26 protein-coding genes are annotated in these 26,330 nt (G+C 73.2%); 18 read left to right on the plus strand and 8 right to left on the minus strand.

Annotated elements, in window-relative coordinates:
- Positions 1 to 49: 49 nt before the first annotated feature.
- The 6 genes from ACFYT9_RS16680 (at position 50) to ACFYT9_RS16705 (ending at position 5,798) form a co-directional block, all read left to right on the plus strand.
- The gene (locus ACFYT9_RS16680) at positions 50 to 1,732 is read left to right on the plus strand and encodes a PP2C family protein-serine/threonine phosphatase (protein ID WP_387278653.1); all 1,683 of its coding nucleotides are present in this window, start codon (positions 50 to 52) and stop codon (positions 1,730 to 1,732) included.
- Positions 1,729 to 2,847 carry a B12-binding domain-containing protein gene (locus ACFYT9_RS16685; protein ID WP_389164218.1) on the plus strand — a complete coding sequence of 373 codons (1,119 nt, stop codon included), beginning with the start codon at positions 1,729 to 1,731 and terminating at the stop codon, positions 2,845 to 2,847. The genes ACFYT9_RS16680 and ACFYT9_RS16685 overlap by 4 nt, the downstream gene beginning before the upstream one ends.
- On the plus strand, positions 2,844 to 3,254 hold the full coding sequence (locus tag ACFYT9_RS16690; RefSeq protein WP_389164221.1) for an STAS domain-containing protein: 411 nt from the start codon (positions 2,844 to 2,846) through the stop codon (positions 3,252 to 3,254). Before ACFYT9_RS16685 ends, ACFYT9_RS16690 begins: the two co-directional genes overlap by 4 nt.
- Before the next feature lie 170 nt (positions 3,255 to 3,424).
- The gene (locus tag ACFYT9_RS16695) at positions 3,425 to 3,850 is read left to right on the plus strand and encodes an SsgA family sporulation/cell division regulator (protein WP_376603986.1); all 426 of its coding nucleotides are present in this window, start codon (positions 3,425 to 3,427) and stop codon (positions 3,848 to 3,850) included.
- Positions 3,851 to 3,970: 120 nt separating this feature from the next.
- A complete protein-coding gene (locus ACFYT9_RS16700) occupies positions 3,971 to 4,828 on the plus strand; it encodes an RNA polymerase sigma factor SigF (RefSeq protein WP_389164224.1) in 858 nt (285 codons plus the stop codon).
- Positions 4,829 to 5,180: 352 nt separating this feature from the next.
- Positions 5,181 to 5,798, plus strand: a complete 618-nt coding sequence (locus tag ACFYT9_RS16705; protein ID WP_389164227.1) for a VanZ family protein — start codon at positions 5,181 to 5,183, stop codon at positions 5,796 to 5,798.
- A 199-nt stretch (positions 5,799 to 5,997) separates the two neighbouring features.
- On the opposite strand, the gene ACFYT9_RS16710 is transcribed toward ACFYT9_RS16705, so the two are convergent.
- Positions 5,998 to 7,497 (minus strand): cryptochrome/photolyase family protein, encoded by a 1,500-nt coding sequence (locus ACFYT9_RS16710; RefSeq protein WP_389164230.1) that lies wholly within the window; start codon positions 7,495 to 7,497, stop codon positions 5,998 to 6,000.
- 287 nt (positions 7,498 to 7,784) lie between these two features.
- Here ACFYT9_RS16710 and ACFYT9_RS16715 point away from each other — a divergent pair, with 287 nt between their 5' ends.
- The gene (locus ACFYT9_RS16715) at positions 7,785 to 8,702 is read left to right on the plus strand and encodes an SDR family oxidoreductase (protein ID WP_389164233.1); all 918 of its coding nucleotides are present in this window, start codon (positions 7,785 to 7,787) and stop codon (positions 8,700 to 8,702) included.
- A 594-nt stretch (positions 8,703 to 9,296) separates the two neighbouring features.
- Entirely contained in the window at positions 9,297 to 10,511 is a 1,215-nt protein-coding gene (locus ACFYT9_RS16720; protein WP_387278089.1) for a glycoside hydrolase family 64 protein, read from the plus strand.
- Between the two features lie 173 nt (positions 10,512 to 10,684).
- Here the strand turns inward: ACFYT9_RS16720 and ACFYT9_RS16725 are convergent, their stop codons facing one another.
- Positions 10,685 to 11,485, minus strand: a complete 801-nt coding sequence (locus tag ACFYT9_RS16725; protein WP_387278087.1) for a VOC family protein — start codon at positions 11,483 to 11,485, stop codon at positions 10,685 to 10,687.
- 379 nt (positions 11,486 to 11,864) lie between these two features.
- Here ACFYT9_RS16725 and ACFYT9_RS16730 point away from each other — a divergent pair, with 379 nt between their 5' ends.
- Positions 11,865 to 12,077, plus strand: a complete 213-nt coding sequence (locus ACFYT9_RS16730; RefSeq protein ID WP_387278085.1) for a hypothetical protein — start codon at positions 11,865 to 11,867, stop codon at positions 12,075 to 12,077.
- Between the two features lie 57 nt (positions 12,078 to 12,134).
- Here ACFYT9_RS16730 and ACFYT9_RS16735 read toward each other — a convergent pair whose 3' ends face one another.
- A complete protein-coding gene (locus tag ACFYT9_RS16735) occupies positions 12,135 to 13,016 on the minus strand; it encodes an alpha/beta fold hydrolase (RefSeq protein WP_389164237.1) in 882 nt (293 codons plus the stop codon).
- A gap of 162 nt (positions 13,017 to 13,178) precedes the next feature.
- On the opposite strand from ACFYT9_RS16735, the gene ACFYT9_RS16740 reads away from it, so the two are divergent.
- Positions 13,179 to 14,567, plus strand: coding sequence for a serine hydrolase domain-containing protein (locus tag ACFYT9_RS16740; protein ID WP_389164240.1), 1,389 nt, complete (start codon positions 13,179 to 13,181; stop codon positions 14,565 to 14,567).
- Between the two features lie 67 nt (positions 14,568 to 14,634).
- Here the strand turns inward: ACFYT9_RS16740 and ACFYT9_RS16745 are convergent, their stop codons facing one another.
- Genes ACFYT9_RS16745 through ACFYT9_RS16755 form a run of 3 tightly spaced genes read right to left on the minus strand, consistent with a single transcriptional unit; the run spans position 14,635 to position 17,339 of the window.
- Positions 14,635 to 15,354, minus strand: coding sequence for a response regulator (locus ACFYT9_RS16745; RefSeq protein WP_389164243.1), 720 nt, complete (start codon positions 15,352 to 15,354; stop codon positions 14,635 to 14,637).
- Positions 15,355 to 15,357: 3 nt separating this feature from the next.
- Positions 15,358 to 16,527, minus strand: coding sequence for a sensor histidine kinase (locus ACFYT9_RS16750; RefSeq protein WP_389164246.1), 1,170 nt, complete (start codon positions 16,525 to 16,527; stop codon positions 15,358 to 15,360).
- A gap of 17 nt (positions 16,528 to 16,544) precedes the next feature.
- A complete protein-coding gene (locus tag ACFYT9_RS16755; RefSeq protein WP_389164249.1) occupies positions 16,545 to 17,339 on the minus strand; it encodes a hypothetical protein in 795 nt (264 codons plus the stop codon).
- Positions 17,340 to 17,655: 316 nt separating this feature from the next.
- Here ACFYT9_RS16755 and ACFYT9_RS16760 point away from each other — a divergent pair, with 316 nt between their 5' ends.
- The 5 genes from ACFYT9_RS16760 (at position 17,656) to ACFYT9_RS16780 (ending at position 21,736) form a co-directional block, all read left to right on the plus strand.
- On the plus strand, positions 17,656 to 18,147 hold the full coding sequence (locus ACFYT9_RS16760) for an SRPBCC family protein (protein WP_389164252.1): 492 nt from the start codon (positions 17,656 to 17,658) through the stop codon (positions 18,145 to 18,147).
- 196 nt (positions 18,148 to 18,343) lie between these two features.
- Positions 18,344 to 18,904: a hypothetical protein gene (locus ACFYT9_RS16765; protein WP_389164255.1), complete on the plus strand. Its 561-nt coding sequence runs from the start codon at positions 18,344 to 18,346 to the stop codon at positions 18,902 to 18,904.
- 138 nt (positions 18,905 to 19,042) lie between these two features.
- Positions 19,043 to 19,777 carry an SOS response-associated peptidase gene (locus tag ACFYT9_RS16770; RefSeq protein WP_389164258.1) on the plus strand — a complete coding sequence of 245 codons (735 nt, stop codon included), beginning with the start codon at positions 19,043 to 19,045 and terminating at the stop codon, positions 19,775 to 19,777.
- Between the two features lie 127 nt (positions 19,778 to 19,904).
- Positions 19,905 to 20,444: an ArsR/SmtB family transcription factor gene (locus ACFYT9_RS16775; protein ID WP_389164261.1), complete on the plus strand. Its 540-nt coding sequence runs from the start codon at positions 19,905 to 19,907 to the stop codon at positions 20,442 to 20,444.
- Positions 20,441 to 21,736 carry an MFS transporter gene (locus tag ACFYT9_RS16780; RefSeq protein ID WP_389164264.1) on the plus strand — a complete coding sequence of 432 codons (1,296 nt, stop codon included), beginning with the start codon at positions 20,441 to 20,443 and terminating at the stop codon, positions 21,734 to 21,736. The genes ACFYT9_RS16775 and ACFYT9_RS16780 overlap by 4 nt, the downstream gene beginning before the upstream one ends.
- A gap of 141 nt (positions 21,737 to 21,877) precedes the next feature.
- Here the strand turns inward: ACFYT9_RS16780 and ACFYT9_RS16785 are convergent, their stop codons facing one another.
- Complete coding sequence (locus ACFYT9_RS16785) at positions 21,878 to 23,281, minus strand: hypothetical protein (protein WP_389164267.1); 1,404 nt, start codon at positions 23,279 to 23,281, stop codon at positions 21,878 to 21,880.
- A gap of 500 nt (positions 23,282 to 23,781) precedes the next feature.
- Between ACFYT9_RS16785 and ACFYT9_RS16790 the strand changes: the two genes are divergently transcribed.
- From ACFYT9_RS16790 to ACFYT9_RS16800, 3 genes are all read left to right on the plus strand, one after another.
- Positions 23,782 to 24,339 (plus strand): GNAT family N-acetyltransferase, encoded by a 558-nt coding sequence (locus ACFYT9_RS16790; protein WP_389164270.1) that lies wholly within the window; start codon positions 23,782 to 23,784, stop codon positions 24,337 to 24,339.
- A gap of 116 nt (positions 24,340 to 24,455) precedes the next feature.
- The gene (locus ACFYT9_RS16795; protein ID WP_376597749.1) at positions 24,456 to 25,010 is read left to right on the plus strand and encodes a tellurite resistance TerB family protein; all 555 of its coding nucleotides are present in this window, start codon (positions 24,456 to 24,458) and stop codon (positions 25,008 to 25,010) included.
- Positions 25,011 to 25,078: 68 nt separating this feature from the next.
- On the plus strand, positions 25,079 to 25,306 hold the full coding sequence (locus ACFYT9_RS16800) for a DUF6296 family protein (protein ID WP_389164273.1): 228 nt from the start codon (positions 25,079 to 25,081) through the stop codon (positions 25,304 to 25,306).
- Positions 25,307 to 25,483: 177 nt separating this feature from the next.
- On the opposite strand, the gene ACFYT9_RS16805 is transcribed toward ACFYT9_RS16800, so the two are convergent.
- Positions 25,484 to 26,317: a restriction endonuclease gene (locus tag ACFYT9_RS16805; protein ID WP_389164276.1), complete on the minus strand. Its 834-nt coding sequence runs from the start codon at positions 26,315 to 26,317 to the stop codon at positions 25,484 to 25,486.
- Positions 26,318 to 26,330 lie beyond the last annotated feature (13 nt).

A 26,330-nucleotide genomic window follows, 5' to 3' on the forward strand; every position in this document is an offset into this window, starting at 1 on the left:
GCTGTCGTCGAGTCGGGAAGGTGGCGGGCCCGCACACGCGGCCACGCTTATGACTGTTTTCGAAGACGAGTCCGGTCGCTCCCGGGAGGCCCCGGGAGCGGCGGGCACCTCCTGGCTCGGATCACCGCACCCCGCCGTCGTGGCGGACCGCCACGGCGGGGTCGTGGAGTTCAACGCCGCCGCGGCCGACCTCTTCCCGCGGATGAGGGTCGGTACGTGGCTCGACGAGGTCGTCCCGGGATGGCTCGCGGACGCCCACCGACGCCTCGCCGACCCGCCCCTGGCACCGGCCGGCGCGGCGCCGGTGCGGAAGGGCCCCGCCCCGCTGCGCGGCAGCCACGACGGCCGGCTCCTGAGAGCCCACCCCACCGAGGCCGACCACGGCGACGTCGCCTGGTGGCTCGTCGACGACTCCGACCTGACGGCCGCGCAGGACGCCCTGCGGACCGAACGGGAGCGCCACGAGCTCCTGGCCGAGGCGTCCACCCAGCTGCTGGCCTCGCTCAACCCCGACCGCTGCCTGGAGAAGGCCGCCCTCCTCGCCGCCGCACACCTCGGCGACGCGGCCCTCGTCGTCTCCCCACCCGTGCGGAACCGGTACACCGTGGTCACCGCGATGGGCGAGGGCTTCGAGCGGACCCAGATCGCCCTCGACCCGGCCCTCGTACCGGGTCTCGCCGAGGCCCTCCAGGGCTTCCCGCCGGTGCCCGCCCGCTGGATCGACCCGGCCGAACTGCCCTCCTGGGCCGTGCCCGAGGGCTTCGGAGGAACCCCCGGATCCGTCGCCATCACCCCGCTGCCCGGTCACGGCGTCCCCGCGGGAGCCCTGATCCTGCTGCGCCGCGGCGGACGACGGGCCTTCGACGCCTCCGAGGAACTCTTCGCCCGCCTGTTCGCCGCCCGGGCCGGCGCGGCCCTCTCGGCCGCGCGCCTCTACGCGGAACAGGCCCGCATCACCCGCGCCCTGATCGCCGAACTCCTCCCGCCGCAGCTCCACCACGTCGGCGGCGTCGACTTCGCCGGCGGCTACCGCACCTCCCAGGACACCGAGCGGATCGGCGGCGACTTCTACGACGTGCACCCCGGCACCGAGGACGGCCGGGACACGCTCGCCGTCCTCGGCGACGTCTGCGGCAAGGGACTGGACGCCGCCGTGCTCACGGGCAGGATCCGCAGCACCGTCCACGCCCTGCTCCCGCTCGCGGGCGACCACCAGGACGTCCTGCGGCTGCTCAACGGCGCCCTGCTGACCGCCCGCCACACCCGCTTCGCCACCATGATCCTGGCCTCGGTACGGCGCACGGGCGGCACGGTCCGACTCCGGCTCACCAGCGCGGGCCATCCCCGCCCCCTCATCCTGCGCGCCACCGGCGAGGTGGAGGAGGCGGACACCGGCGGCACCCTGGTGGGCGCCCTCCCCGACGTCACCAGCCGGTCCGCCACCGTCCACCTCTCGCCCGGCGAGACCTGCCTGCTCTACACCGACGGGATCACCGAGGCCCGCGGCGGGCCGCTCGGCTCGGCCATGTTCGGCGAGGAGCGGCTGCGCTCCGCGCTCACCGAGTGCGTGGGCCTCCCGGCGGAGGCCGTCGTCGAGCGCGTGCAGATGGTCGCCGGGGACTGGGTGGGCCGCGGCCCCCACGACGACATGGCGGTCGTCGCCATCACCGCGCCCCACACCCACCACCTGTCCGCGGTGAACGGCCACACCCGGGGCAGGTACACCGGATGAGCACGCAGACCCCGATCCCCACCACCCCCTCCACCACAGGCCTCGCCGCCACCCGCCGACAGCTGTGGGCGGCCCTGGAGGCGCGGGACGAGCAGGCGGCCGCCGCGGCCGTCCTCGGCGCCCACGACGCAGGCGTCCCGGCCGAGGAACTCCTCCTCGACGTGATCGGACCCGTCCAGGCACGCATCGGCGCCGAATGGGCCGCCGACCGCATCGGGGTCGCCCAGGAGCACGCGGCGACGGCCATCCAGGACCGCGTCGTCGCCGCGCTCGCCCACCGCACGGCGGACGCGCCGGCCTCCTGCCTGAAGACCGGGACGGCGCCCCGGCGCGTCACCGTCGCCTGCGTCGACGGCGAGTGGCACGCCCTGCCCGCCCGCCTCCTCGCCGAAGTCCTCCGCGGCCGGGGCTTCCTCGTCGACTACCTGGGGGCGCACGTCCCCACCCCGCACCTCATCGCACATCTGCACCAGACCGGCACCGACGTCGTCGCCCTCTCCTCCTCGCTGCCCCTCCGGCTCCCGACGGCCCACGCCGCCGTCACCGCCGTCCAGGCCATCGGACTCCCCGTCCTCGTCGGCGGAGCCGCCTTCGGACCCGACGGCCGGTACGCCCGCCTGCTGGGTGCCGACGGATGGGCACCGGACGCCCGGGCCGCCGCCCGCCTCCTCGCCGCCGGCCCACCGCGACCGGACACGGCCCGGCCGACGACCACCGACGACCTGCCCCATCTGGCCGACCAGGAGTACACCCTGGTCACGCGCGCCCGCACCCAGCTGGTCCGCCAGGTCCTCCAGGGCCTCCAGGACACGGTGCCGGCCATGACCGGGTACACCGACAGGCAGCGCGAACGGACCGCCGAGGACATCGCCCACATCGTCGACTTCCTCGGTGCGTCCCTCTACGTCGACGACCCCGAGCTGTTCACCGGCTTCGTCACCTGGACCGCCGGGATCCTCCGCGCCCGCGGCGTCCCCGGCGACGCCCTGATCGCCGCACTCGACCTGCTCGCCGATGCCCAGCACGACTTCCCCCGCGCGCGGGCGCACCTGGCCGCAGGCCGCCGCGCCCTCCTCCACGTACCCGCCCCGCCGGCCCCAGGACCCCGCTCGTGAACACGCCCGAACCCACCTTCGAAGTCCGGGCGGCCGCCGCGCCCGACGGAGTACTGCACCTCACGCTCAGCGGCGAGCTGGCCTGGGACAGCGCCGAGGACCTGCTGGACACGGCACGGACCCACCTCGACCCGGCCTCCGCCCCCACGGACCTCCGCGTCGACTGCGCCGGACTGACCCTGTGCGACTCCATGGGCCTGTCCGCCCTGCTGACCCTCCACCGGCTCGCCACGGCCGCGGGAGCCCGGCTGCACCTCGATGACAGGCCGCCCCTCCTCGACCGGCTGCTCCTGCTCACCGGCACGTACGAGCACCTGACGGGCCGGCCCGGGTCCGCCGCGCCCGAAGGGGACACCCCCAGCGGCGCGGCGGACGCGGCGGAGAACCCTCGCCCCGTCGGACCCTGACGGTCCTTCTTGGCGCTCCTCGGCCTTCGCGGCCCCGACGCCCTGCGCGTCCTTCACGAAACCCCGACATCATCGGCACATCCGCCGCGGCGGCACGAGGTGTAACAGCGAGGGGACGGGTCAAGCGGACACCGCACCCGCACGCTGACACCCCCTCAGCCGGAGGATCCATGTACCAGCACCCCGTCGCACCGCTCCCGGCGCCGCGCGTCCTCACCCAGCCGATGGCCATGGAACTGCTCACCGCGGACATGGCGCTCCGGATCGACACCACCGTCTGCTACGACTCCCGCGACCCCCACGCCCTGAGCATCGCCTTCCACCTCCTGGGCGAAGAGCCCGTCGTGTGGCGCGTCGACCGCGAGATGGTCCTCGCCGGATCGCTGCGGCCCACCGGAGACGGCGAGGTGCGCGTCCACCCCGGCCCCGACGGAACGCTCCTCCTGCGCCTCGGACCCGCGGGCGCCCGCGCCGTCGTCAGGTGCGAGCAGGAGGCGCTCGCCCGCGTCGTGCGCGAGACCTTCGTCCTGGTGCCGCAGGGTACGGAGGAACGCCACATCGACTGGGGACCGCTGCTCGCGTCCCTCGGGGCCTGACGTGAGGAACGGACCGGAAACACCTCGGAATTTCGTGGGTGTGGACGTGGGAACTCCGGGTAGGCGGGCTTGGACAGGGCCGTGTGTCCCGGTTCGGGATCTGTGGGAGAGGGGATTGGTGTGACGGTCACCACGATGGCGGGTGCTGGGGTCGAGGTCGGGGCGGGGGCGTTGCCGTGGATCCCGGACACGATGGCGGTGGCGCCGAAGGATGCCAGGGCTCTGTCGAAGGTGTTCTTCCGTGAGCTGGCGGTGCTGGAGGAGGGGACGCACGAGTACCAGTACGCGCGGAACACGCTGATCGAGATGAACATGAGCCTGGTGCGGTATGCGGCGGGGCGGTTCCGTCATCGTGCGGACGAGATGGAGGACATCGTCCAGGTGGGGATGATCGGTCTGATCAAGGCGATCGACCGGTTCGAGCTGTCGCGGGAGGTGGAGTTCACGACTTTCGCGGTTCCTTACATCGTGGGGGAGATCAAGCGGTTCTTCCGTGACACGTCGTGGGCGGTGCATGTGCCCCGCCGGCTTCAGGAGGCTCGCGTGGAGCTGGCGAAGGCGACGGAGGAGTTGAGTACGCGTCTGGGGCGGTTGCCGACGGTGAAGGAGCTGGCGGAGCTGATGAGTCTGACGGAGGAGGAGGTGACCGAGGCGCGGCTGGCGTCCAACGGTTACAACTCCTCCTCCCTGGACGCGGTACTGGGCGGGGAGGACGAAGACGGTGACGCTTCCTTGGCGGACTTCATTGGCAGTGAGGATCCGGCGATGGAGCTGGTGGATGATTTCCACTCGCTGGCTCCGCTGATCGCGGAACTGGACGAGCGCGACCGGCAGATCATCCACCTGCGGTTCGTCGAGGAACTGACACAGGCCGAGATCGGCGAACGACTCGGGTGCTCCCAGATGCACGTCTCGCGCCTGCTCGCCCGCACGGTGAAGCGCCTGCGCACGGGCCTGCTGGGCACCGGCGTGGGCTGATCGGTCCGGCCGCTGCCGGTCGGCTGACACGGCTCCAGGTCTCCCGTACCGGACGCGCGTCCGGCACGGGAAACCTGGAGCCGTTCGCATGTCCTGCTCCCGGTCACCGCGAACCGTCGTGAGGGCGAGGAGCGACCACGGGACCGGAGGTTACCTCATGGCATGCCGTACACCGCCGGGGGTAAGCGGGATCCGTTCGGACGAGGATGCCCAGGGGAGGAGAAGACCCATGTTCGGTCGGAGAGCGTCGAAGAGACGGGGCGGAGCATCCGCCGGAGGAGACGCAGCACCCGGAGAGGGCGGGGGAGACACGGGTGCCGAGGCGAAGTCCGGCGGGTTGAAGGCCGGCGAGGTGAAAGCCGGCGGAGTGAAGGCCGGCGAGGTGAAGGACGACGAGGTGAAGGCCGGCGGTGCGGGGAGCCCGGAGCGTCATGAGCCGGAGACCGCAGCCCCGCCGTCACGGGTCCCGGCCCGTCGAGGCCCGGGACGGTTCGTGCGGGCGCTCGTGGCTCTCGCCGCCCTCGTGGGGATGGTGGCGTTCGCCGCGGTCCTGGCCCGGCTGACGCTGGAGGCGTCGCCGGCCTCCGTGTCCCTCACCCACAGCAATCTGACGCCCGGCCGGTCGATCGAGGCGTACCTCGGCCGCCCCGCCTTCGTCGACACCGTCAAGCAGCTCGGCGGGAACATCCTGCTGGGCGTCCCTTTCGGAGTCCTGCTGCCGTTGCTGTCCCGCAAGGCGCGCGGCTTCCTCCGGGTCGCGCTGGCCACCGCGGCCACCATGCTGCTCGTGGAGCTGGTGCAGGGGGCGCTCGTCACGGGCCGTGCCTTCGACATCGACGACGTCCTCCTCAACACGGCGGGCGCCCTGCTCGGCTACCTGCTCGTCGGGCGACGCCTCGGCCGTGCCGTGCATCCCCGCACCCACCCCCACTGGTGGCAGCGCCGACGACGCGCCGACGCCCCGGTCTGACGACCGGAACCGCGGCCCCCGGCGTACGACCCGCCGGGGACCGACGCGGCGGCCACAGCGCAAGACCGCACCTCGCCCGTCCGCGCCGGGGCGACGTCGACCCTCGGAACGAACCCCCGGCCCGGACCCCGACACGAACCCCCGACACGAGCCCCCGGCCCGGACCCCCGGCCCGGACGCTGCTTCACCCGCGGTCCCGTCACGGCGGGCCGGCGCCCCGCTGCCGCTCCTGCTCCAGGAGGGCGGGGAGGTCACGCAAGCGGTCGAGTCCCGCCACCGGCCGGGACGTGCGGGCGTTGTGGGCGAGCCGGTCACGGTGCCGGTGGAGGAAGGCCCAGTACCCGGCCGTGAACGGGCACGCGTCCTCGCCCACCCGCCGGTCCGGGCGATAGGGACACGGCCCGCACAGGTCGCTCATGCGGTCGATGTAGGCGCCGCCGGAGGTGTACGGCTTGCTCGTCATCCGGCCGCCGTCCGCGTACTGGGACATGCCGACGACGTTGGGCAGCATCACCCAGTCGTAGCCGTCGGCGAAGCTGCGGTGGAACCAGTCGGTCACGGCCGCCGGGTCCCAGCCGCGCTGGAGCGCGTAGCTCCCGAGGACCATCAGGCGCGGGATGTGATGGGTCCAGCCCGTGTCCCTGACCTCGCGCAGGGCCGTCGCCACGCACCGCGCCGACACGGCGTCCGCGTCCAGCTCCTCCCACCAGCCGGGGACGGCACCGGTGTGCCCGAGGACGTTGCTCGTCCGGTACTCCTCGCCGAAGTGCCAGTAGAGGTGCCAGACGTACTCGCGCCAGCCGGCGATCTGCCGGACGAAGCCCTCCACGGACGCGAGCGGCGCACCCCCCGCCCGCCAGACGGCCTCCGCCCCCTCCACGCACTCGGCCGGGTCGAGGAGTCCCAGGTTCAGCGAGGTCGACAGCAGACTGTGGCTCATCACGCCGTCGCCGGCCAGCATCGCGTCCTCGTGCGCCCCGAACCCGGCGAGGCGGTGGTCCAGGAAACGCCGCAGGGCGGCGAGCGCCTGCCGCCGGTCCGCGGGGAACGCCCGGGGGCCGTCCTGGCCGACGAAGCGGACGTCCCCGTCCCGTTCCCAGCGGTCCAGATCGTGCCGGACCTCCTCGTCGATGTCGTCCTCCCTGGGCCGGTACGGCGCCGGCGCGCCCAGCGTGCGGGCTCCGCGCGGAGGCGGTTCACGGTTCTCGTGGTCGAGGTTCCACACACCTCCGACCGGCCCGTCGCCTTCCATCAGGAGGCCGTGGTCGCGGCGCACCCGCCGGTAGAAGTCCTCCATGCGGAGCGTGCGCCGCTCCCGCGCCCAGGCGGCGAAGTCGTCGGGACCGACGAGGAACCCGCGGGGCGGCAGCACCGTGACGCCTTCGAGCGTTCGGACCAGGCTCAGGGCCGCCCGGGAGGTGGGGTGGTGCACCGTCACCCGCCCGCGGCCGACGGCACGCCGCAGTCCTTCCCGGTAGGTGTCCGCCCGCACGTACGTCACCCGGTCGCCGAGTTCGGCGGCGCGGTGCCGCATGGCCGACAGGACGAGGTGCGCCTTGGCCCGGTGGAAGCGCCGGCGGCGGAAGACGGCGCGGGACTCGACCATCACCACGGGGGCGTCACGCGCGGGCCCGCCCTCGCCCGGCGCCAGGAAGGAGGGCCCCAGCTGGTCCCCGAACAGCCAGTGCGCGTCACTCATGCCTCATCCGTCCCTCTCCGGGGGGTCCCGTACGCCGTGCCGGGTGGTCCCGTACGCCGTCGGTCCCGTCCCTGACGCCCTCCGGGGCAGTCCGCCGGGCGTCCGGGCCGTCCCGTACGCCCCCGGCCTCCGTGGACAGCTCCTCACGACCTCGTCACCCCCGATTCCTGCCGCGCGCGGCCCCCGGATGCGTCGTCGCCCGTTCGGAGCACTCCGCCGCATCCGCCGCACGTTCGCCGGAGGAACTGCTCACGAGTCCTCGTCCCGCCGACGCATCGGAGGCCCTCATGCCCCGCTCCTGGGAACTCGAAGGACGTACGGCCGTCGTCACCGGCGCCGCCCGCGGGCTGGGCGCCGGGCTGGCTCGCCTGTTCGCCGAGCGGGGGATGCGCGTGGCCCTGCTGGGGCGGGAGCACACCACGCTCGCCGCCGTGGCCGCGACGCTCGGCACGGAGAGCCACTCCGTCGAGGTCGACGTGACCGACGACGCGGCGATGGAGCAGGCCGCCATGGAGGTCACGCAGGTCCTCGGCGCCCCGTCGGTCGTCGTCGCCAACGCGGGTGTCGCCGAGGGCGGGCCGTTCGAGACCTCCGACCCCGGGACCTGGCGCCGTGTCGTGGAGGTCAACCTCGTGGGCAGCGCGGTCACCGCGCGAGCCTTCCTGCCCGGACTGCGGTCCAGCGGCGGGTACTTCCTCCAGGTCGCGTCCACCGCCGCCTTCGGCGCGGCACCGATGATGAGCGCCTACTGCGCCTCCAAGGCGGGCGCCGAGGCGTTCGCCCGCTCCCTGCGGGCCGAGGTGGCGCACCAGGACGTCGGCGTGGGCGTGGCGTATCTGCACTGGACCGACACCGACATGGTCCGCGATGTCGACCGCCACGCGGTGCTGCGCGAACTCCGGGGGCACATGCCCGGCCCCGCCCGCCGCGTGTATCCGGTGGACCGGGTGGCCACCTGGCTCGTGCGGGGAGTGGAACGGCGCTCCGCCTCCGTGTACGCGCCGCCCTGGCTCAGGCTCGCGCAGGCCGGCCGCCCGTTCTTCCCCCTCGCGGTGGACCTGCTCTCCCGGCGCGAACTGCCCCGCCTCCTGAGAGAGCACTCGTTCGAGCAGACCGGCCTCCTCGGCGCGGGCGGCCACATCGAGGAGAAACTGATCGACCGGACGCCCTCCGGCCGGCACAGGGACGGACGCCCGGCCCGCTGAGGTCGGTCACGGCCCGCATCCCTGCCGCGCGCACGTCAGTCCCCGCGGTCCGTTCCGCCGCTGGAGCGAATGCGTCGCGCTGCTCCTCGCTCGGCGGCTCCGGGCTCGGCTCCGTGCCGCCGGCCTCCAGCACGTGGTGTGCGCCCTCGTGGCCGGGCACCTCGGTGGGCAGCCGGTACGCGGACGTCTCCCCGGCCGGTAGGCCGGTGTCGGGCCGGTGCGGAGGGGACCCGGAGCCGGGCGACGGCACTCCCCGGCCCCTCGGCCCATGGCCGATACGAAGGCGCCGAGGCGGACCGTAACGAGGACCGGTCCTCGGAGCCCGGGGCGAGTCCGTCCGCCGGACACCTGCGGGCTGCGTGAGGGGACCTGCGTCGATCGCGTACGTACGCACTGCTCACCCCCTGCGTCGGCCCCGCGCTTCCCGTACGACCCGTGCGGCCTACGCGCCTCGCGCGGCCTGCGCGGCTCGGGTTTCCGGTCCAGTCCATTGACAGGTCCAGTTCATTCTCGCCATTCTTGAGAGCGCTCTCTTGAGAGCGCTCTCATTCGTCGTTCCCCCCCGTCCGGAGCCCCACCTCCGAGGAGCCCCTCATGTCCCCACGGCACAGGCGCGCCCGCGTCCGGCTCGTTCCCCTGGCCGTCGCCGCGTGCGTCGGCACCACCCTCACCGTCGTCGGAACCACCGGCCCCGACCCCGCCTCCGCGGCCGTCCCCGCCACCATCCCGCTCACCTTCACGAACAACTCGGCCCGCGGTGAGCAGGTCTACGTCTACAACCTCGGAACCGAGCTCTCGACGGGCCGACAGGGATGGGCGGACGCGAACGGGGTCTTCCACCCGTGGCCCGCCGGGGGTTCGGTCCCCGTGCCCGCGCCCGACGCGGCCATCACCGGACCGGCGGCCGGCCGGTCGATGACCATCCGGCTGCCGAAGTTCTCGGGCCGGATCTACTTCAGCTACGGCCAGAAGCTGGTCTTCAAGGTGGCGACCGGCGGCCTCGTCCAGCCCGCCGTGCAGAACCCCAGCGACCCCAACAGGAACATCCTGTTCAACTGGTCCGAATACACGCTCAACGACGCGGGCCTGTGGCTCAACAGCACCCAGGTCGACATGGTCTCGGCGCCGTACGCGGTCGGCGTGAAGCGTCCGGACGGGACGGTCCTGAACACCGGGCGCCTCAAGCCCGGCGGCTACCGCGGCTTCTACGACGCCCTGCGCGCCCGGCCCGGCGGCTGGGCGAACCTGATCCAGACCCGCTCCGACGGCACCGTGCTGCGCGCGCTCGCGCCCGGCCACGGCATCGAGGCGGGCGCACTGCCGGCCGGTGTGATGACCGACTACATCAACCGCGTCTGGACCAAGTACGCGAGCTCGACGCTGACCGTGACGCCCTTCGCGAACCAGCCCTCGGTCAAGTACCACGGCCGGGTTTCGGGCAACGTCATGAACTTCACCGACGGCTCCGGCAGGGTCGTCACCTCCTTCCAGAAGCCGGACTCCGACAGCGTCTTCGGCTGCTACAAGCTGCTCGACGCGCCGAACGACCAGGTGCGCGGTCCCATCTCCCGTACGCTCTGCGCCGGGTACAACCGCTCCACCCTGCTGACCAACCCGAACCAGCCGGACACCTCGTCGGCGGGCTTCTACAAGGACGCGGTGACCAACCACTACTCCCGCGAGATCCACGCCCGGATGGCCGACGGCAAGGCGTACGGCTTCGCCTTCGACGACGTCGGGGCGCACGAGTCCCTGGTCCACGACGGCGACCCGCGACAGGCGTACATCACGCTCGACCCGTTCGACTGACCGCGCCGGCAGACGGCCGGGACGGCCGCGTCACCCTGGCGGAACGCCCCGGGTGACGCGGCCGCCGGCAGCTCGCCGCCCGGCGGCTTCCCGCTCGGACGCTTCCCGCCCGGCCGCTTTCCGGCCGGCTGCCCACCGCTCGGACCCCTTCCGGTCGACCGCTGCCCGCTCGGTCACTCCCCGGTCGGGGCCAGGACGACGAAGTCGGCTCCGGAGGGGTCGAGGCAGACGGCGAGACGGCCCACGTCCTCGGCGTCGTCCGGTCCCATCTGGACGCTGCCGCCGTGCGCCCGGACCTTCGCGACGGCGGCGTCGCAGTCGACGACGTCGAAGACCGGGTGCCAGTACGGGCGGCCGTCCGTGAGGGAGAGTTGCTCGCGGGGGAGTTCCATCAGACCGCCCTGCATGCGCTCCTGCGGCAGTCCGGCCGGGGTGATCAGGGTGTACGTGCCCCCGTCGCCCGGCATCTCCATGTCGGAGTACTGCCAGCCGAAGACATCGCCGTAGAACTCCCGGGCGCCCGCGGCGTCGCTCGTGTACAGCTCGGTCCAGGACAGCGAGCCGGGCGCGTCCACCAGATCCACGCCCTTGGTCGTGCCCGGCTGCCAGACGGCGAACTGACCGCCCAGCGGGTCGCTGTACTGCGCCATCCGCCCCCACTCGTCGAGGTCCATGGGGGCGACCCGCACGGTGCCGCCGCCGCGTGTCACGGCCTCGGTCGTGGCGTCCGCGTCGGTGACGCCGTAGTAGATCATCCAGGCGGAGCGGGCGCCCTGCTCGGTGAGCTTGCCCAGGCCGGCGACGATCTTGCCGTCCTTGCGGAACATGCCGCCCTCCATGTCCTCCCCGCCGTCGGTCATGGGCTCGTAGTCCCAGCCCAGGACGGCGCTGTAGAAGGCCGCGGCGGCGGGCACGTCGGGCGCGCCCAGGTCGAGCCAGCAGGGGGAGCCAGGGGGGAAGTCGGTGGTGATCATGGGGTTCCCTTTCGCAGATCCCGTACGGCCCCAGGCTCCCACCGGCCACCCGTCCCCGCCCCTCGACCACCCACCGCCCGTCACGCTCCGGAGCCGTCCGATGCGGAAGGTGACCACCGGTGTCGCGTCGGCCGACGGTGTTCCGTTTCCCGAGGGCGGGCGTCGCGGCCCCCGGGCACCGTCACGACCGTGCGTGCGACCTCGCCGCCCCGGACCGAGCGCGGCGAGGGAGCACAGAGCGGCGAACACGGCGGACGCCGGGCGCGGCGCCGCGTCCGCCTGCGAGAGCCGGGCCGGCAGGACTCCGCGGAGCGGGCCGCCGGCTGTGGCGGGGGCTCACGCCCCGTGCCCTGTCGCGACCCGCGTCGTTGAGCCCGGCATGACGATCTTCAACCGCCGTGTCCTCGCCTCCGCCGCCGTCGCCGCAACCGCCGTCCTCGCCTCCGCCGGGGCGGCGTCGGCCGACAGCGTCGGCAACCACCTCCCCGGAGTCGGACTCCTCTCCCAGACCTTCGGGAACGGAGACCAGCAGAGCGAGGCAGCGGACACCCTGCCCACCCACGACGCCCTCAACAACATCACCGTCCCCTGACCGAAGTCGTCCCGCGGCACGGAGGCCTCGCCGGGAGTCCGGGATCTGACGCCCGGGTCAGCGGGTGGCTTCCGAGGCTTGGTCGAGGACCTGGCGAAGCCGGTGCGCGAACTCGTCCGGCTTCCCCGGGTATCCGAACTCCCCGTCGCAGAAGCCGCCGTGATGGCTCGGGAACACGGTCGCCCGCTGTCCGAGGAGTTCGGCGACCGCGGCGGAGGTGCGCCCGGTCTGCACGTTCTCGGACTCCTCGCCCACGGCGATCACCACGCGGGTCGGCGCTGCGGCGATCGCGTCGGTGTCCGGCCGGTAGCCGCTGATCGCCCATGACCGGTCGGACAACAGGGGATCCTCGCGCGTGCCGTCGTCCTCCGTGGGGAGTCCGAACGCGGCGGGGTCGGCTTCCGGCCGGGCGAAGTACGCGTCGGTGAACTCCCCCTCCCACGAGGTCATGGCCACGAAGGCGGCCATACCGGCCCCCCACCCGCGCTTCTCGTAGGTGTCCCGCACTTCCGCCCGCGCCCGGACGGCCGCCGGGCCGTCCGGCGTGAGGGTGATGAGCGGTGGCTCGTGGGCGACGAGAGTGACCACGTCCGTGGGGTACTTCGCCACGACCGCGAGCGCGGTGACGGCTCCGCCGCTGCTGGCGAACAGCTCGACCGGGCCGGCTCCGAGGGCCTCGATGACGGCGTGTACGTCGTCCGCCTGGGTCTGCGGAGTGTGGTCGTCTCTCCCGTCCTTACGGGCGCTGCGGCCGAGCCCGCGCGGGTCGTAGGTGGCGACGGTCCGCTCGGGGAAGCGGGCGGCGAGCGCGGCGAAGCCGGTGGCGTCCATGGGCTGCCCGATCATGAACAGCGGCGGGCGTCCGTCCGCGGTGGGCAGCGGCCCGCGAACGTCGTAGACGAGGTCCGCGCCGGCTGTCTCGAGTGTGTGCGTTTCCATATCCGTGCAGACCGGCCTCGGCCCGGAAACTCATCGGTGCCGCCCCGAACACGTCGGAAGTTCTCTTGAACTAAGTACTTGAACTTAGTGAAGGGAAGCATCTATCGTCCTCTTGTACTTAGTTCAAGCGAGTTCGGGCCGAGTCCCTGGGGGATCACCGTCATGCAGCAGCAGCACCAGCAGGACCGCGAGGACGCGTTCGGGGCGGTCGTCGCCCGCCTCGCCGAGGAGCACGGTGTGCCGGGCGCGTCCGTCGGCATCCTGAACGGCGGCCGGACGTCGTTCGTGAACCACGGGGTCACCAGCCTCGACCACCCGCGGCCGGTCGACGAGCACACCGTCTTCCATCTGGCGTCGATCTCGAAGACGTTCACCGCGACCGTGCTGCTCCGCCTGGTCGAGGAGGGCAAGGTCGAGCTCGACGCGCCGGTCCGGCGGTACGTCCCCGAGCTCGTCCTCGCCGACGATGGGGCCGCCGCCCGGATCACCGTGCTCAACCTGCTCAACCACACCGCGGGCCTGGACTGGAACCTCGTCGACCCCGAGGGCGAGGACGGCTCCCTCGCCGCGTTCGTCGCCCAGCTCGACCGGCTCCCGCTCGTCTCCGAGCCCGGCGCCCGGGCCTCGTACAGCCAGGCCGGCTACAACCTGGCCGGGCGGATCGTCGAGAACGTCACCGGGCTGACCTTCGAGCAGGCCGTCGCCGCGACGGTCCTGGAACCCCTCGGTCTCACGGACACCGTCTTCGACGCGGACGACATCATGATCCGGCCGTTCGCCACGGGCCACGTCCACGGCGAGGACGGCCGGCCGAGGGCCGCCCGCCCCTGGAAGGCGTTCCGCGCCGGAACCCGCGGGAACAACCCCGGCGGCGGGGTCGCCTCCACCACGGCCGACGTTCTCGCCTGGGCCCGCTTCCACCTGGGAGACGGCGACGGCGTGCTGCACACCGACACCCTGCACGGGATGCGCGAGGAGACGGCACCACTGCGCGGCAGCACCCTGGGCGACGGCTTCGGACTGGGTTGGTTCCGCCGCCCCGTGGACGGGGTGCGCACCATCGGCCACGGCGGCTCCGGCAACGGGCAGTACGCCGAGCTGCACCTCGCGCCCGAGCACGACTTCGCCGTCGTGGCGCTCGCCAACAGCGAGGAGGGGTACCTCTTCAACCAGGCCGTCGTCCGCGCCGCCTTCGAGCACTTCCTCGGCCTCGTCGAGAAGGCCCCGGAGCCCGTGCCGTACGACGAGTCCCGCGCCCGTGAAGTCGCCGGACGCTACGAGATCGACGCCATGAACCTCGACATCGCCACCGACGGGGTGCGGCTGACCCTGGCCGTGGAGATCAAGCCGGAGATCCGCCAGGCCTCGGACGCGGACATGCCGCCGGACATCGCCCCCGCCGCCATGGGCTTCCTGCCCGGCGACGGAGACGAGTACACGCTCACCGATGGCACCCTCGCGGGCCAGCGCGGCTTCTTCACCCGCGACACCGCCGGCCGCGTCACCGGGGTGGACCTGGGCGGCCGGCTCTTCAGCCGGACCACCGGTTGAACTTCGGAAGGGACCCGGCCGGTCGGCCGGGTTTCGCCCGGGTGGCCTCTCCGGACCGCAGGGCCGCTCAGCGTGTCGCCAGGCCGCCGTCGGAAGGTGACACGACGCCCGCCTCGTAGGCCGCGATCACCAGCTGGGCGCGATCGCGGGCGGCCAGTTTGGACAGGAGGCGGCCGATGTGGGTCTTCACCGTGCCCATGCTCAGGTGCAGGCGTGCGGTGATCTCGTCGTTCGACAGGCCCCGTGCGATCAGTTCCAGGACCTCCCGCTCCCGCTCCGTCACCTCGGGCAGCGGGGCGGCGCCACGGGCCGGGGCCGGAGCGGGGCGGCGGGTGAACTCCTCGACGAGGCGGCGGGTGACGGAAGGGGCCAGCAGGGAGTCACCCGTGGCGACGATCCGGATGGCGGCGAGCACCTCCGCGGGCGGGGCGTCCTTGAGGAGGAAGCCCGCGGCGCCGGCGTGCAGGGCGGCGTAGACGTACTCGTCGAGGTCGAAGGTGGTCAGGATCAGCACCCGTACACCGGCGGTCTCGGGGGAGCCGCAGATCAGCCGGGTCGCCTCGATACCGTCCGTCCCCGGCATCCGGACGTCCATGAGCACGACGTCCGGACGGTGCAGGCGGGCCAGAGCGACGGCCTCCGCGCCGTCCCCGGCCGCTCCGACGGCGGTCAGCCCCGGTTCGTTCTCGACGAGGATCCGGAAGGAGCCGCGCAGCAGCACCTGGTCGTCGACCACGAGCACCCGCGTCTCGTCCGTCATACCGTCCTCCCCCTCGGTTTCCTTCATCTCTCACACCTTCGTCCCCGTACCGTCCTGCGGCAGGCGGACGGAGACCGCGAAGCCCCCCTCGGGGCGCGGGCCCGCTCGGAACGTCCCGCCGTGCATCACCGCCCGCTCCCGCATGCCGATCAGCCCGTGACCTGCCGGCCGTTCGCGCCCCGCACTCCGGATGCCGTCGTCCGTGACGTCGATGCGCACCTCGTCCGCGTCGGCCTCGACCGTCACCCGGCAGCGTGCGGGGGACGCGTGCTTGACCACGTTGGTGAGGGATTCCTGGACGATCCGGTGGACCGCCAGGGCGAGGCCCGCGGACAGAGCGCCGTCAGGCAGCCGGACGACCGCGTCGACGTCCACGCCCGCCCGTCGTGCCTGGTCGGCCAGCCCGCCGAGCGCGTCGACGCCGGGTGACGGGCCGAGTGGTGCCGACGGGGAGCCGACACGGAGCACACCCAGGGTGCGGCGCATCTCCTTCATGGCGGCCCTGCCGGTCTCTTCGATGACGCGCAGAGCGTCCTCCGCCTCATCCGGGCGACCTCGGGCCACGTGCCCGGCGACCCCCGCCTTCACCACGATCAGGCTCAGACTGTGCGACACGATGTCGTGCAACTCCCGCGCGATGCGCAACCGTTCCTCCACGACGGCGCGTTCGGCAAGGTGCGCGGCCCGATCGGCCTCCCGGGCTCGCCGGGTGCGTACGGCGAAGCCCGCCGCCCACCCGCCGCAGAGGACCAGCCAGACCAGGGCGGTCACGCCGAGCGCCCCGCTCCAGGTCTCGGCCGGGGTGACGACGGCCTCCCCGGCGGTGACGGCGGCCGCCGCCAGCACGAGCGAGCCGACGAGGACGGGAACCGAGCGCCGTGGGGGCGTGGCGCTCGCGACCGTGTACAGAACGAGGCCGACCGCGGCCCACGGCTCGCGCGTGATGTCCGACAGCGTGGCGGCGGAAGCTCCGGCCGAGGCCGTGACCGCGGCCGCCACCGGCCACGGACGACGGACGGCGACCGGGAGACCCACCGCCGCCGCCACGAGCACGCCCGCCCACGCGGGTCCGGAGTAGGCGGGCTGGACGCCGTCGCCCGGCATCCGGGCGAATCCGACGTACACGACGGCGATCGACAGTGCGGCCGCCAGGTCGAGCGCGAGCAGATGAACGCCGTGCGGCCGCCGGGAGACACGCATGATCCGACCGTACATCGTCAACCAGCCCTTCCCACCAGGGTCATGAGAGCCGCCGCCGCGGAGACCACGAGGACCCAGCGCAGCACCGTCGCCCGGCCGGGCGACGGACCGTCGCGCAACACGGTGACGCCGAGCGGGACGAGCGCGAGACAGAGACCCGCTGCGGCCACCACCGACAGCGGCGTAGTCCCCTTGAGCACGCCGAGCGGCAGCGCGGAGACGGCCGCCAGGGCCAGTGCGCGGACGGGACCCAGCACGCGCGCCCGCCAGGCACCGGCGGCGAGGAACAGCCAGCCCCCCATGATCGCGACGTTGAAGGCGCTGAAGATGTGGAAGGCGCCGTACGTCTCCCCGACGAACCGGGCGGCGGCCTCCGCCCCCTGCCGATCGGCGAACTGGAAGGCGAGATGGTCCACACCCGCGTGGAACGTCCTCGCGAAGAGCCCCAGCACGGCGAGGACGCCACCCCACAAGGCCGCCCCCGGACTGCGGCGGCCCACCCGCACGGCCAGCACGGCGAGGGCCGGCCACAGCAGGACGGTCCCGGCCGCGAAGGCACCGTAGGAGACCGCGATCGGACCGGGGTGCTCGACACGGGCGGCGAGCTGGTCGGGGAAGAAGAAAGGGAACGGCAGCCGCAGCAGGACTCCGACCGTGAGCAGTACGGGCGCCACCACCAGCGCGACACCGCCCACCCACCGCCCGGGGAAGGGCGCGTCACCGTCCCATGCCACGGGCAGGAAAACGGACTTGGCCGGCGTGGTGGCGGTGGTGCCGGGTGCGGAGGGCGGTCTCCGCCTCGTGGTCGTCATGTCCCGAACGATCCCGCCCGGACGGCGGCCTCCGCATCGGAGCACGGTCCGATCCTGTCGCCGCCCGGCATCGGCCCGTGGTCCGACGGCCCCCGGTGGGACGGGGGTGAACCCCGCCTGATCGCCAGGGCAGTCCCCGCCGTGCCCGCCCCACGCCAGGCCGTGCCCGCCCCACGCCAAGCCGGCCGAGCCCGACACACAGGGGAGCTTCCAGGGGCGTCGACCCCGAACGGCGATGACCTTGTTAGGGCGTTCCTCGCGTGGGTGAGAGATCAGTGGTGTCGCCCGTTCGCTCAGGGACCTGGAGGGCTCCGCCATGAAGTACACCGTCTCGATCGAGATCGCCCTGCCGCGGGAGAGGGTGGTCCAGCTGCTCGCCGACCCGGCCCAGATGCCGAAGTGGCTGCGGGGCCTGGTGCTGCACGAGCCCCTGAGCGGCGTCCACGGGCAGGTCGGCACCAGGTCGCGGGTCGTGCTGCAGATGGGGCAGCGGAACTTCGAGTGCACCGAGACGATCACGCGCCGGGAGCCGTCCGACCTGAGCGAGATCCCGGAGGCGAGCGTCGTCCGCTTCGACCGCGAGATCGTCGGCGAGGGCATGTGGAGCGCCGTGCGCGACCGGCTGACCGAGGCGGGCCCGGGGACGACGCTCTGGGCGAGCGAGAACGAGTACCGGTTCAGCGGCTTCCTGATGCGCCTGGTCGGACTCCTGATGCCCGGCGCCTTCCGTAAGCAGTCGCAGCAGCACATGCGGGACTTCAAGGCGTTCGCCGAGGAGGGGAAGGACGTCCGCGAAGCGAAGGGCTGAGCCGCGTGCGGACCGCCGGCGGAGGGCGGCCGGCTCTCCCGGCCGGCGAGGACTCCTGCCATGTGCGTGAGTCCGCCCGTCGCGCCGGGTTTCGTCCAGCCGGGTGTCGTCTGTCCGGGGCTCTCCGTGGGACGGAAGAGGCGGGTGGGGGTAAGGCTGGGGGAAGTCCGAGCCCCCTTCGTCGAGGAGTCCGCGTATGGCCCGCACACCCGCCCTGGTCCTGGCGGGCGCCGCCCTGCTCGCCGCGGCGCCCACCGTCGCGCACCCCGAACCCCGGCCCGGCGGGGCCGTGGCGGAGAAGGCTCTCACGTACCGGGCGACCGCTCCGTTCCAGCAGCACGCGCAGGCCGTGCGCGCCGGCTACAAGCCCGATCGGTACTGCGTCGCCGACCGAGCGGGCGGCAGCGGCGCACTCGGCTACCCGCACTTCAACCACGACCACGACAACTCGACGGACCCCGCGAAGCCCACGGCTCTGTACTACGAGGACGACGGGCGGGGCGGCAAGCGACTCGTCGGGGTGCAGTGGACGGTCTACGACCGCGACCAGGACCCGCGGACGGACGAGGACCGGCCGAGCATGTTCGGGGTGCCTTTCAAGGGCCCCAACCGTGGCAACTTCCCCGGTCAGCCCGTCCACTACGCCCTCCACCTGTGGCTGTGGAAGAAGAACCCCAAGGGCGAGTTCACCACGTACAACCCGGCGGTCGCCTGCCTGCCGGGGACGACCCGCCCGCAGCCCGGCCGGCTCTCCTGATCCCGGGAGACGCTGCTCCTCCGTGCTCCGCCGCCGCGAGGGCGCCCGACGCGACCTGCTGCGGGCCGGTCCGCCGCCTGCCGCCGTGTCGGGGTGGCGTGAGCGGCTTCGAGCGGGGCGCGGTGGCACAGTGACCGTATGTGCGGCCGCTATGCATCCACCCGCAGTCCCCAGGATCTGACCCAGCTCTTCCAGGTCACCGACTGGCGTCCCGAGGAGGCGCTGGCTCCGAGCTGGAACGTCGCTCCGACGGACGACGTCTACGCGGTGCTCGAACGCGCCGACCGGGAGTCCGGCGAGGGTGTGACCAGGCAACTGCGCACCCTGCGGTGGGGCCTGGTGCCCTCCTGGGCGAAGGACGTGCGGATCGGCGCGAGGATGATCAACGCCCGGGTGGAGACGGTGCACGAGAAGCCCGCGTTCCGCAGCGCCTTCGCCCGGCGCCGCTGCCTCCTGCCCGCGGACGGCTTCTACGAGTGGGACCCCGTCGAGGACAAGGCTTCGGGCAAGGTCCGCAAGCAGCCGTACTTCATCCACCCGACCGACGGGCAGGTGATGGCCCTCGCCGGTCTCTACGAGTACTGGCGCGACCCCGACATCGCGCACGACGACCATCCGGACGCCTGGACGACGACCTGCACGATCATCACCACCGAGGCCACGGACGCCGCCGGCCGGGTCCACCCCCGCATGCCCCTCGCCCTCACCCCGGACCACTACGACACCTGGCTCGACCCGGCCCATCAGGACACGGACGACCTTCGCGCCCTCCTCACCCAGCCCGCCGAAGGACGCCTCCGGGCCCGCGCCGTCAACACCGCCGTGAACAGCGTCCGCAACAACGGCCCCCACCTCCTCGACGAACCGGCCTGAGCACGCCCGCAGCCGCATCCGTCGGCAGACGGCACCTCGCCCCTCGACCCCTCTCGCGACCGACCCCGCTCGTTCGGCCGCGGGAAACCCCTTGCCCAATGGTCAAGAATCGTTGACCATTGCTCGTATGCCTACGGATGATCTTCCCGAGACGTTTCACGTCACCACCGACGAGCAGCTGCGTGCCGTCTCCAACCTCACGCGCCACCGGATCATGGCCGTGCTCCGCTTCGAGCCGGCGACGATCACGCAGATCGCCGAACGGGTCGGCCTCGCCAAGGGGAGTTCCAGCTATCACGTGCGGCTGCTGGAGCGAGCCGGCCTGGTGGAGGTCGTGCGGACGCGGAAGGTGCGGGGGGTGACCGAGCGGTACTACGCGATGGCCGCGCGGTCGATCGTGCTGCCGGATCCGGGCGAGGGCGGGCCGGACGTCCTGATGCGCAACGCGGTCGCGGACCTGGAGGCGTCGCCGGCGGACGCGGAGCGGCACGTACGGATGGCGCATCTGCGGCTCACCGACGAGCAGTTCGCCGAGCTGGGCGCGCGCCTGCAGGCTCTGGCGGACGAGTACCAGGAGCTGTCTGATCCGTCGCTGCCGGACGCGTCCCTCGTCTTCGCGCTGTTCCACCCGGCATCGCGCACGCAGGCCGGGGAGGGCGCCAAGTGACGTCGGACGTGCAGAAGTTGCCGGCCGGGTTCGGTCGGCTGTGGACCGCGCAGACGATCTCCTCCCTCGGCGACGGGGTGACCCACGCCGCGCTGCCGCTGCTCGCGCTGACCCTGACGCGGGATCCGATGGCGCTCGCCGTCGTCACGGCCGCGGGGACGTTGCCGTGGCTGCTCTTCGGAGTGCTCGGCGGTGCGCTGGTGGACCGCTGGGACCGCCGACGCACCATGTGGGTCGCGGACACGGCACGTGCGGTCCTCCTCGGCATACCCGTGGCCGCGGCGGCGCTCGACGTGCTGAGCATTCCGCTGCTCGCGGCCGTCGCCTTCCTGCTCGGCCTCGGCGGCCTCTTCTTCGACACGGCCGCCACCGCCTATCTGCCGGATCTGCTCCGCCGTGACCCCGCACTGCTCGAGCGCGCCAACTCCCGCCTGCGCGGCGCCCAGACCGCCATGTCCGGCTTCGTGGGACCGCCCGCGGGCAGTGCGCTGCTCGCCCTCGGACGGGCGGTGCCGCTGCTCGCCGACGCCGTGTCGTTCCTGCTCTCCGCGCTGCTCGTGCGCACGCTGCCCGCCATGCCCCGGCCCGCGCCGGAGGCCCGTGAGTCGCTGCTCCGGCAGGCACGGGCCGGCGCCTCGTACGTCTTCCGGGACCGGGTGCTGCTCGGGCTCGCGCTCCGCCCGGCGGTCGGCAACATCGCCTTCTCCGCCGTGGCGACCGTCCTGGCCCTCTTCGCGCACGACCGCCTCGGCATCGACACCTACGGCTTCGGCCTGCTGCTCACCGCGGAGGCCGCGGGCGGCCTGCTCGGTGCGGGCATCGCCTCCCGCCTCGGCCGACGCCTGGGCACCGGCACCGCACTGACCTGCACGGCGGCCGTCGAAGGGCTCGCCATCCTCGCCCTGGCCGCTGCCCCGAACCCGTACGCGGCCGGACTGGCGCTCGCCGTCTGCGGGGCGGGCATGGGCGCCACGATGGTGCTCGGGCCCTCCCTCCGGCAGGCGATCGTCCCCGCCCACCTCATGGGCCGGGTCGCCTCCACCTCGCGCATGCTCGCGATGTGCGCCGCCCCCGTCGGGGCCTTCCTCGGCGGGTGGCTGGCCACCACCCACGACATCCGTACCCCCCTCTACGCCGCCGGCGGGCTCCTCCTCGCGATGACGGCCGTCACCGCCTCCATGACCAGCAACCGCCGCGTCGAAGCGGCGCTCCGTACGGCGGCCGCGGCCGACGGTCCGGATCGGCAGGCGCCCGAGGAACCCGCCCGGGCGAGCACACCCGAGGTCCTGTGACGCGGCCGGCCGCGAGCCGTCGAGCCACGTGCCGAGCCGTCACGTCCGTCCCGGTCCGCCGCTGCCGGCGTCCGCGCCGCCCCGGCTCCCGGGGAGGCCCGCGTTCCAGGGACGCGGGCCTCGAAGGTCGGAGCGGCCGGGTCAGGTCCGGGGCACGCAGGGATTGCAGCAGGTCGGTGCCGGTTCGACGCACACGGTGACGGAGTCGGTGTTGTCGGCGGGGTCCGGGTCCTTCTCGACCGCGGTGACCGTGGCGGTGTTGGTGACGCGGACCGGCCTGGTGGCCTTCGCCCGCAGAGTGAGGGCCGCTCGGGCCCCCACGGCCAGGGTGCCGACGGTCCACCGGCCCGTCGCGGGGGAGTAGGAACCGAGGTCGGCGTCGGCGGACAGGAAGACGAGGCCGTTCGGGAGCCGGTCGGCGACCGTGACGCCGGTCGCCGGGCTGGGGCCGGCGTTGTGGACGGTCAGGCGGTACGTCACGGTCTGCCCGACGGTCACGGTGGTCGCGTCCGCCGACTTCGCCACGCTCAGGTCCGCGGCGGGCCTGACCTCGGTCACGGCCTCGTCGGACGTGGACGACAGCGGCTCGGGGGTGGAACCGAGGCGGTTCTCGTACGTGGCGGCGGCGGTGTTGGTGACACGGGTGCCCGCCGTGTCCAGACCGAGCGTGACCCGGTACTCGACGGTGGTGCCTCCCGGCAGGGCCGCGGTGTTGGCCAGGCTGCCGCCCTGGGTGGCAGAGGCCCCGGTGCCGAGCCGGAAGACGACCGCGCCGGCCACCGGGTCGTAGGCGGCCTCGTCGTCACCCGCCTGATCGGTCTTCGCTCCGGCGTTCGGACCCTCGACGATCCGCAGCGACCCGGGTACGTACGCGGTCCCCGCGGGCAGGACGTCGGTGAGGGTCAGCCGCTCGGCCGCGCCTCCCCCCTCGTTCCTGGCGTTGATCCGATACGTGACGACATCGCCGACGTCCAACGGTCCGGCCGGTACGGCGGTCTTGGTCAGCACCACGTACGGGGCCGTGCCGAAGAACACGCCGTCCAGGAAGTTGCCGATCCCGCGGTTGCCGCCCGCGGCCGAGACGGACCGGAAGGCGAAACGGGTCGTGGTCTGCCCCGCGGGGACGGTGTACGTGCCGGTGTAGTACCCCCAGGCCGTGTTGCCGTCGGTGAAGGTGCGCTGCTCGACCACGCTGCCCGGGGCGCCGATGTCCAGGGCCATGGTGTCCTGCCCCTGCCGGCCGCGGTGGTAGAGCCGCCAGTACAGCCGGGACCCGGGGGTGGTCGGCAGGTCCTGGTAGAGCGTGGAGACCTGATTGGCGTTGAGCTCGGCGAACTGCTCGCCCTCCGCGGAGGGCACGCCGTTGAAGCCGGAGTGCCACACCTCGACCATGTGGTCGGTGGCGGTGGTGAGCCAGCCCGGAACGTGCCGTGGCGCCTGGGTCTGCGAGGCGTCCGGCAGAAAGGCCATGTCGCTGACGGTGGGGTGCTCGAAGCTCCCGTTGACGAGGGCGACCCGGAGCGGGACGGAAGGAGGTGTACCCATGGTGACGTCTCCAATCGGTCGACGGTGCGCGGCAGCCGCCTCCCGCACGCCGGGTTGCCGGCAGGGTGGGAGGACGGATCCGGAACGCTCCGTAGCTCACCGCCTCCGCTGCGCCCGGTACAGCCGGAGTGGAGACGTCCTGGCCAGCGCCCACCGGCGGGTTTACCGCTGCCGACACGGTCGGCCACGGCACGGCGGCCCCCGCCGGGCCGGTCGCACCGCCCCTCGGGTCACCGCCGGAGCACGGGCCGCGCGCGTCCCTTCCGTCGTGACCTGATGGCACCGTCGGCTGGCACCCACGCGCCACCCGAGGGGGTGAATCGGACGTCGCCGGATTGACGTTTCGTCCTGTCGGGGCGACCGGACACGACCGCTGCGACGGCGGTACGCGAATCGCGCGAACGCCTTCCGCGGGAGGTCCACCGGCTGTCGGCCGCCCTCCCCTTCCTTCCCGGTCAAACCGATGGCCGCAGACGATCGGGAAGGGCAGGATGCTCCGCATGACGCCGGCCACTCCCGAGCTGCACACCGCCCGCCTCCGACTGCGGCCGTTCGCCGACGCCGACGCGGCGCCGCTCTTCGCGTTGCACAGCAGCGCCCATGTGCTGCGGTACTGGGACTCCCCGCCGTGGACCGATCCGGCCCGCGCCCAGCGCTTCATCGCGCGCTGCCGGACGATCGAGGAGGACGGCACGGGAGCGCGGCTGGCCGTCGACCGTGCCTCCGACGGCGCGTTCATCGGCTGGTGCGGCCTGACCGACTGGAACCCTGAGTTCCGCACCGCGTCCCTGGGGTACGTCTTCGACGCCGCCGCGTGGGGCAGGGGATACGCCACGGAGACCGCGCGGGCCGTCGTGCGGTGGGCGTTCGACACCCTGGACCTGAACCGCGTCCAGGCCGAGACCGACACCCGCAACGCGGCGTCCGCCCGGGTTCTGGAGAAGCTCGGCTTCGTCCGCGAAGGCACCCTCCGTGAGGACTGCGTCGTCGACGGCGATGTCTCCGACACCTGGGTCTTCGGCCTCCTCCGCCGAGAGTGGCCCCCGACGGCCGGCTGAGGTGCGGCTCCCGGTGGCCGGGCGGAACTTCATGGTGTGGGGAACGCGTTGGCAGGGTGGTGCGCGACGACGCGTGTCCGAAGACGGACGGAACGGCAGAAGCCGAGGTGGCACGAGTGGCGATGTGGGATCGGATCAAGGACCAGGCGACCAGAGGTCTGCAGCAGGCGCAGGGGGCGCGCGGTGGGTCCGGTGGCCATGGACCGTCGGGCGCGCGGCCCGGCGGCGGTTCCAGGGCCGAGCTCGTGAGCGCGCTGAAGTTGCAGCTCACGTCGCTGAAGACGGAACTCAAGAGCGGCGCGTTCCGGGACGCCAGCATGGCCATGTGCGCGCTGGTGGCGGCTGCCGACGGCCGGATCGACCCGGCCGAGCGCCAGCACGTCGAATCGCTCATCCTCACCAACGACGTGCTCCAGAACTTCCCCGCCGACCAGCTCCGCCAGCGCTTCAACAAGCACGTCGACCAGCTCTCGGCCGGTTTCGTCATCGGCAAGGCGACGGTGCTGCAGGAGGTCGCCAAGGTGGCGAAGAAGCCCGCCGAGGCCCGCGCCGTCATCCAGACGGGCATCGTGGTCGCGGGTGCGGACGGCTTCATCGAGCCCGCCGAGGAGCAGATCATCCGCGAGGCGTGCGCGGCGCTCGGTCTGTCGGCGGCGGAGTTCGGCATCTGACCCGCTCCTCCCGGTGAAGAGGCGCGCGGCCGGTGCGCGGGTCACGATGGAGGAAGGTGGTGGCGTCGATGGAGTTTCCCGAGATCTACGAGCTCGTCTTCCAGGAGTCGGCGGTACTCGACGACGTGGTCGTGGTCCGCCGCACCGAGCGTGCCGGCCCGGGCGGCTGCCCGGTCTACGAGGACGACACGGGCATCGTCCGCGCGGAGATCAGCGAGCAAGGAGACGTACGCATGCTCGCGAGCGGCGGCCACCAGGCCCACTCCTTCCGCGTGACGGCCCGGGCACGGGATTAGGGCGGGGGCGACGCCTAGAGGGAGAGAGGGCGTGCCCGCTGTGTCGGGCGTCGCCTGACACAGGAGTGCGCGTCTCCGCGTCGCTCGCGGCCTCACCTGTCGGCGACAGCTGAGGGAAACCGCCGACGAAGAAGCCACCGACGCCTCGCCGGCTCCGGCAGGGGCCGGGTGGGCGTCTCAGGCGGTGTCGCAGGGGATGTCGTCGCGGGGGCCCGGGGCCGGGTCGTCCGCCCGTGCGGCCCAGGGAGGCGGTGCCGTCGACGCCGTCCAGGCCGCCAGGTCCGTACCGTCGACGCAGACGATCCCGCAGGAGGCCGCGTATTCCAGGGCGGGGTCCGTGAAGGAACTGGTGGTGACGAGGACGGCCACGTCGGCGTCGTGCACGGCGTAGCAGGTGCCTCCGAAGCGCTGGAGGTCCGGGGAGCCCACCCGGTGGTCCTCCCCGTACTGCTTGCACTGCAGGACCACTCGCGTGCCGGCGGGGGTCGTCGCTATCACGTCCGCGCCGAGGTCACCTGCGCCGCCGACCACCTCGACGGGGGAGCAGCCGTCACGGGCGCACAGCGCGGCGACCGTGTGCTCGAAGCCGTCCGGATCGACGGCCTCATGGTCCAGGGCCCCGGAGTCGACGGCGGGCGGGGCGCCGAGCCTGCTGGGGAGGGTTTCCGTCCTGTGGTCGCCGGGATCGGTCAGGGGGATCGTGTGGGCGACTTCGGTCAGCATGTTCTCCCCCGGGTCGTTCCACTCCCTCCCGTCCCGGCCCCGCACGCGCGTCGCCGTGGTCCTGCGCCGTCGGATCGTCGCCGCCGCGACGCCCAGCAGCAGTGCGAGGGCCGCGAGGATGACGGGGAGGTACGAGCCGGTCGCCCGAGCCGTCCTGATCATCAGGGCCGCACCTCCGGTGACCACCCCCACGAGCCCCACCACGAGCACCAGGTCTCGGGCGGACCGGGCAGGGACCTCCCGGCGCCCCATGCCCCCGCACGCGTCTCTGTCGTCGACCGTCGTCATTCGGCCCCCTCCT

This window comes from Streptomyces sp. NPDC004435, from assembly GCF_042873895.1.
Taxonomy (GTDB): Bacteria; Actinomycetota; Actinomycetes; order Streptomycetales; family Streptomycetaceae; genus Streptomyces.

Coding starts and splice junctions, on each gene's coding strand:
- ACFYT9_RS16680 (WP_387278653.1), top strand. CDS start 50: ATGACTGTTTTCGAAGACGAGTCCGGTCGCTCCCGGGAGGCCCCGGGA.
- ACFYT9_RS16685 (WP_389164218.1), top strand. CDS start 1,729: ATGAGCACGCAGACCCCGATCCCCACCACCCCCTCCACCACAGGCCTC.
- ACFYT9_RS16695 (WP_376603986.1), top strand. CDS start 3,425: ATGTACCAGCACCCCGTCGCACCGCTCCCGGCGCCGCGCGTCCTCACC.
- ACFYT9_RS16710 (WP_389164230.1), bottom strand. CDS start 7,497: ATGAGTGACGCGCACTGGCTGTTCGGGGACCAGCTGGGGCCCTCCTTC.
- ACFYT9_RS16715 (WP_389164233.1), top strand. CDS start 7,785: ATGCCCCGCTCCTGGGAACTCGAAGGACGTACGGCCGTCGTCACCGGC.
- ACFYT9_RS16720 (WP_387278089.1), top strand. CDS start 9,297: ATGTCCCCACGGCACAGGCGCGCCCGCGTCCGGCTCGTTCCCCTGGCC.
- ACFYT9_RS16725 (WP_387278087.1), bottom strand. CDS start 11,485: ATGATCACCACCGACTTCCCCCCTGGCTCCCCCTGCTGGCTCGACCTG.
- ACFYT9_RS16730 (WP_387278085.1), top strand. CDS start 11,865: ATGACGATCTTCAACCGCCGTGTCCTCGCCTCCGCCGCCGTCGCCGCA.
- ACFYT9_RS16735 (WP_389164237.1), bottom strand. CDS start 13,016: ATGGAAACGCACACACTCGAGACAGCCGGCGCGGACCTCGTCTACGAC.
- ACFYT9_RS16740 (WP_389164240.1), top strand. CDS start 13,179: ATGCAGCAGCAGCACCAGCAGGACCGCGAGGACGCGTTCGGGGCGGTC.
- ACFYT9_RS16745 (WP_389164243.1), bottom strand. CDS start 15,354: ATGAAGGAAACCGAGGGGGAGGACGGTATGACGGACGAGACGCGGGTG.
- ACFYT9_RS16750 (WP_389164246.1), bottom strand. CDS start 16,527: ATGCGTGTCTCCCGGCGGCCGCACGGCGTTCATCTGCTCGCGCTCGAC.
- ACFYT9_RS16755 (WP_389164249.1), bottom strand. CDS start 17,339: ATGACGACCACGAGGCGGAGACCGCCCTCCGCACCCGGCACCACCGCC.
- ACFYT9_RS16760 (WP_389164252.1), top strand. CDS start 17,656: ATGAAGTACACCGTCTCGATCGAGATCGCCCTGCCGCGGGAGAGGGTG.
- ACFYT9_RS16765 (WP_389164255.1), top strand. CDS start 18,344: ATGGCCCGCACACCCGCCCTGGTCCTGGCGGGCGCCGCCCTGCTCGCC.
- ACFYT9_RS16770 (WP_389164258.1), top strand. CDS start 19,043: ATGTGCGGCCGCTATGCATCCACCCGCAGTCCCCAGGATCTGACCCAG.
- ACFYT9_RS16775 (WP_389164261.1), top strand. CDS start 19,905: ATGCCTACGGATGATCTTCCCGAGACGTTTCACGTCACCACCGACGAG.
- ACFYT9_RS16785 (WP_389164267.1), bottom strand. CDS start 23,281: ATGGGTACACCTCCTTCCGTCCCGCTCCGGGTCGCCCTCGTCAACGGG.
- ACFYT9_RS16790 (WP_389164270.1), top strand. CDS start 23,782: ATGACGCCGGCCACTCCCGAGCTGCACACCGCCCGCCTCCGACTGCGG.
- ACFYT9_RS16800 (WP_389164273.1), top strand. CDS start 25,079: ATGGAGTTTCCCGAGATCTACGAGCTCGTCTTCCAGGAGTCGGCGGTA.
- ACFYT9_RS16805 (WP_389164276.1), bottom strand. CDS start 26,317: ATGACGACGGTCGACGACAGAGACGCGTGCGGGGGCATGGGGCGCCGG.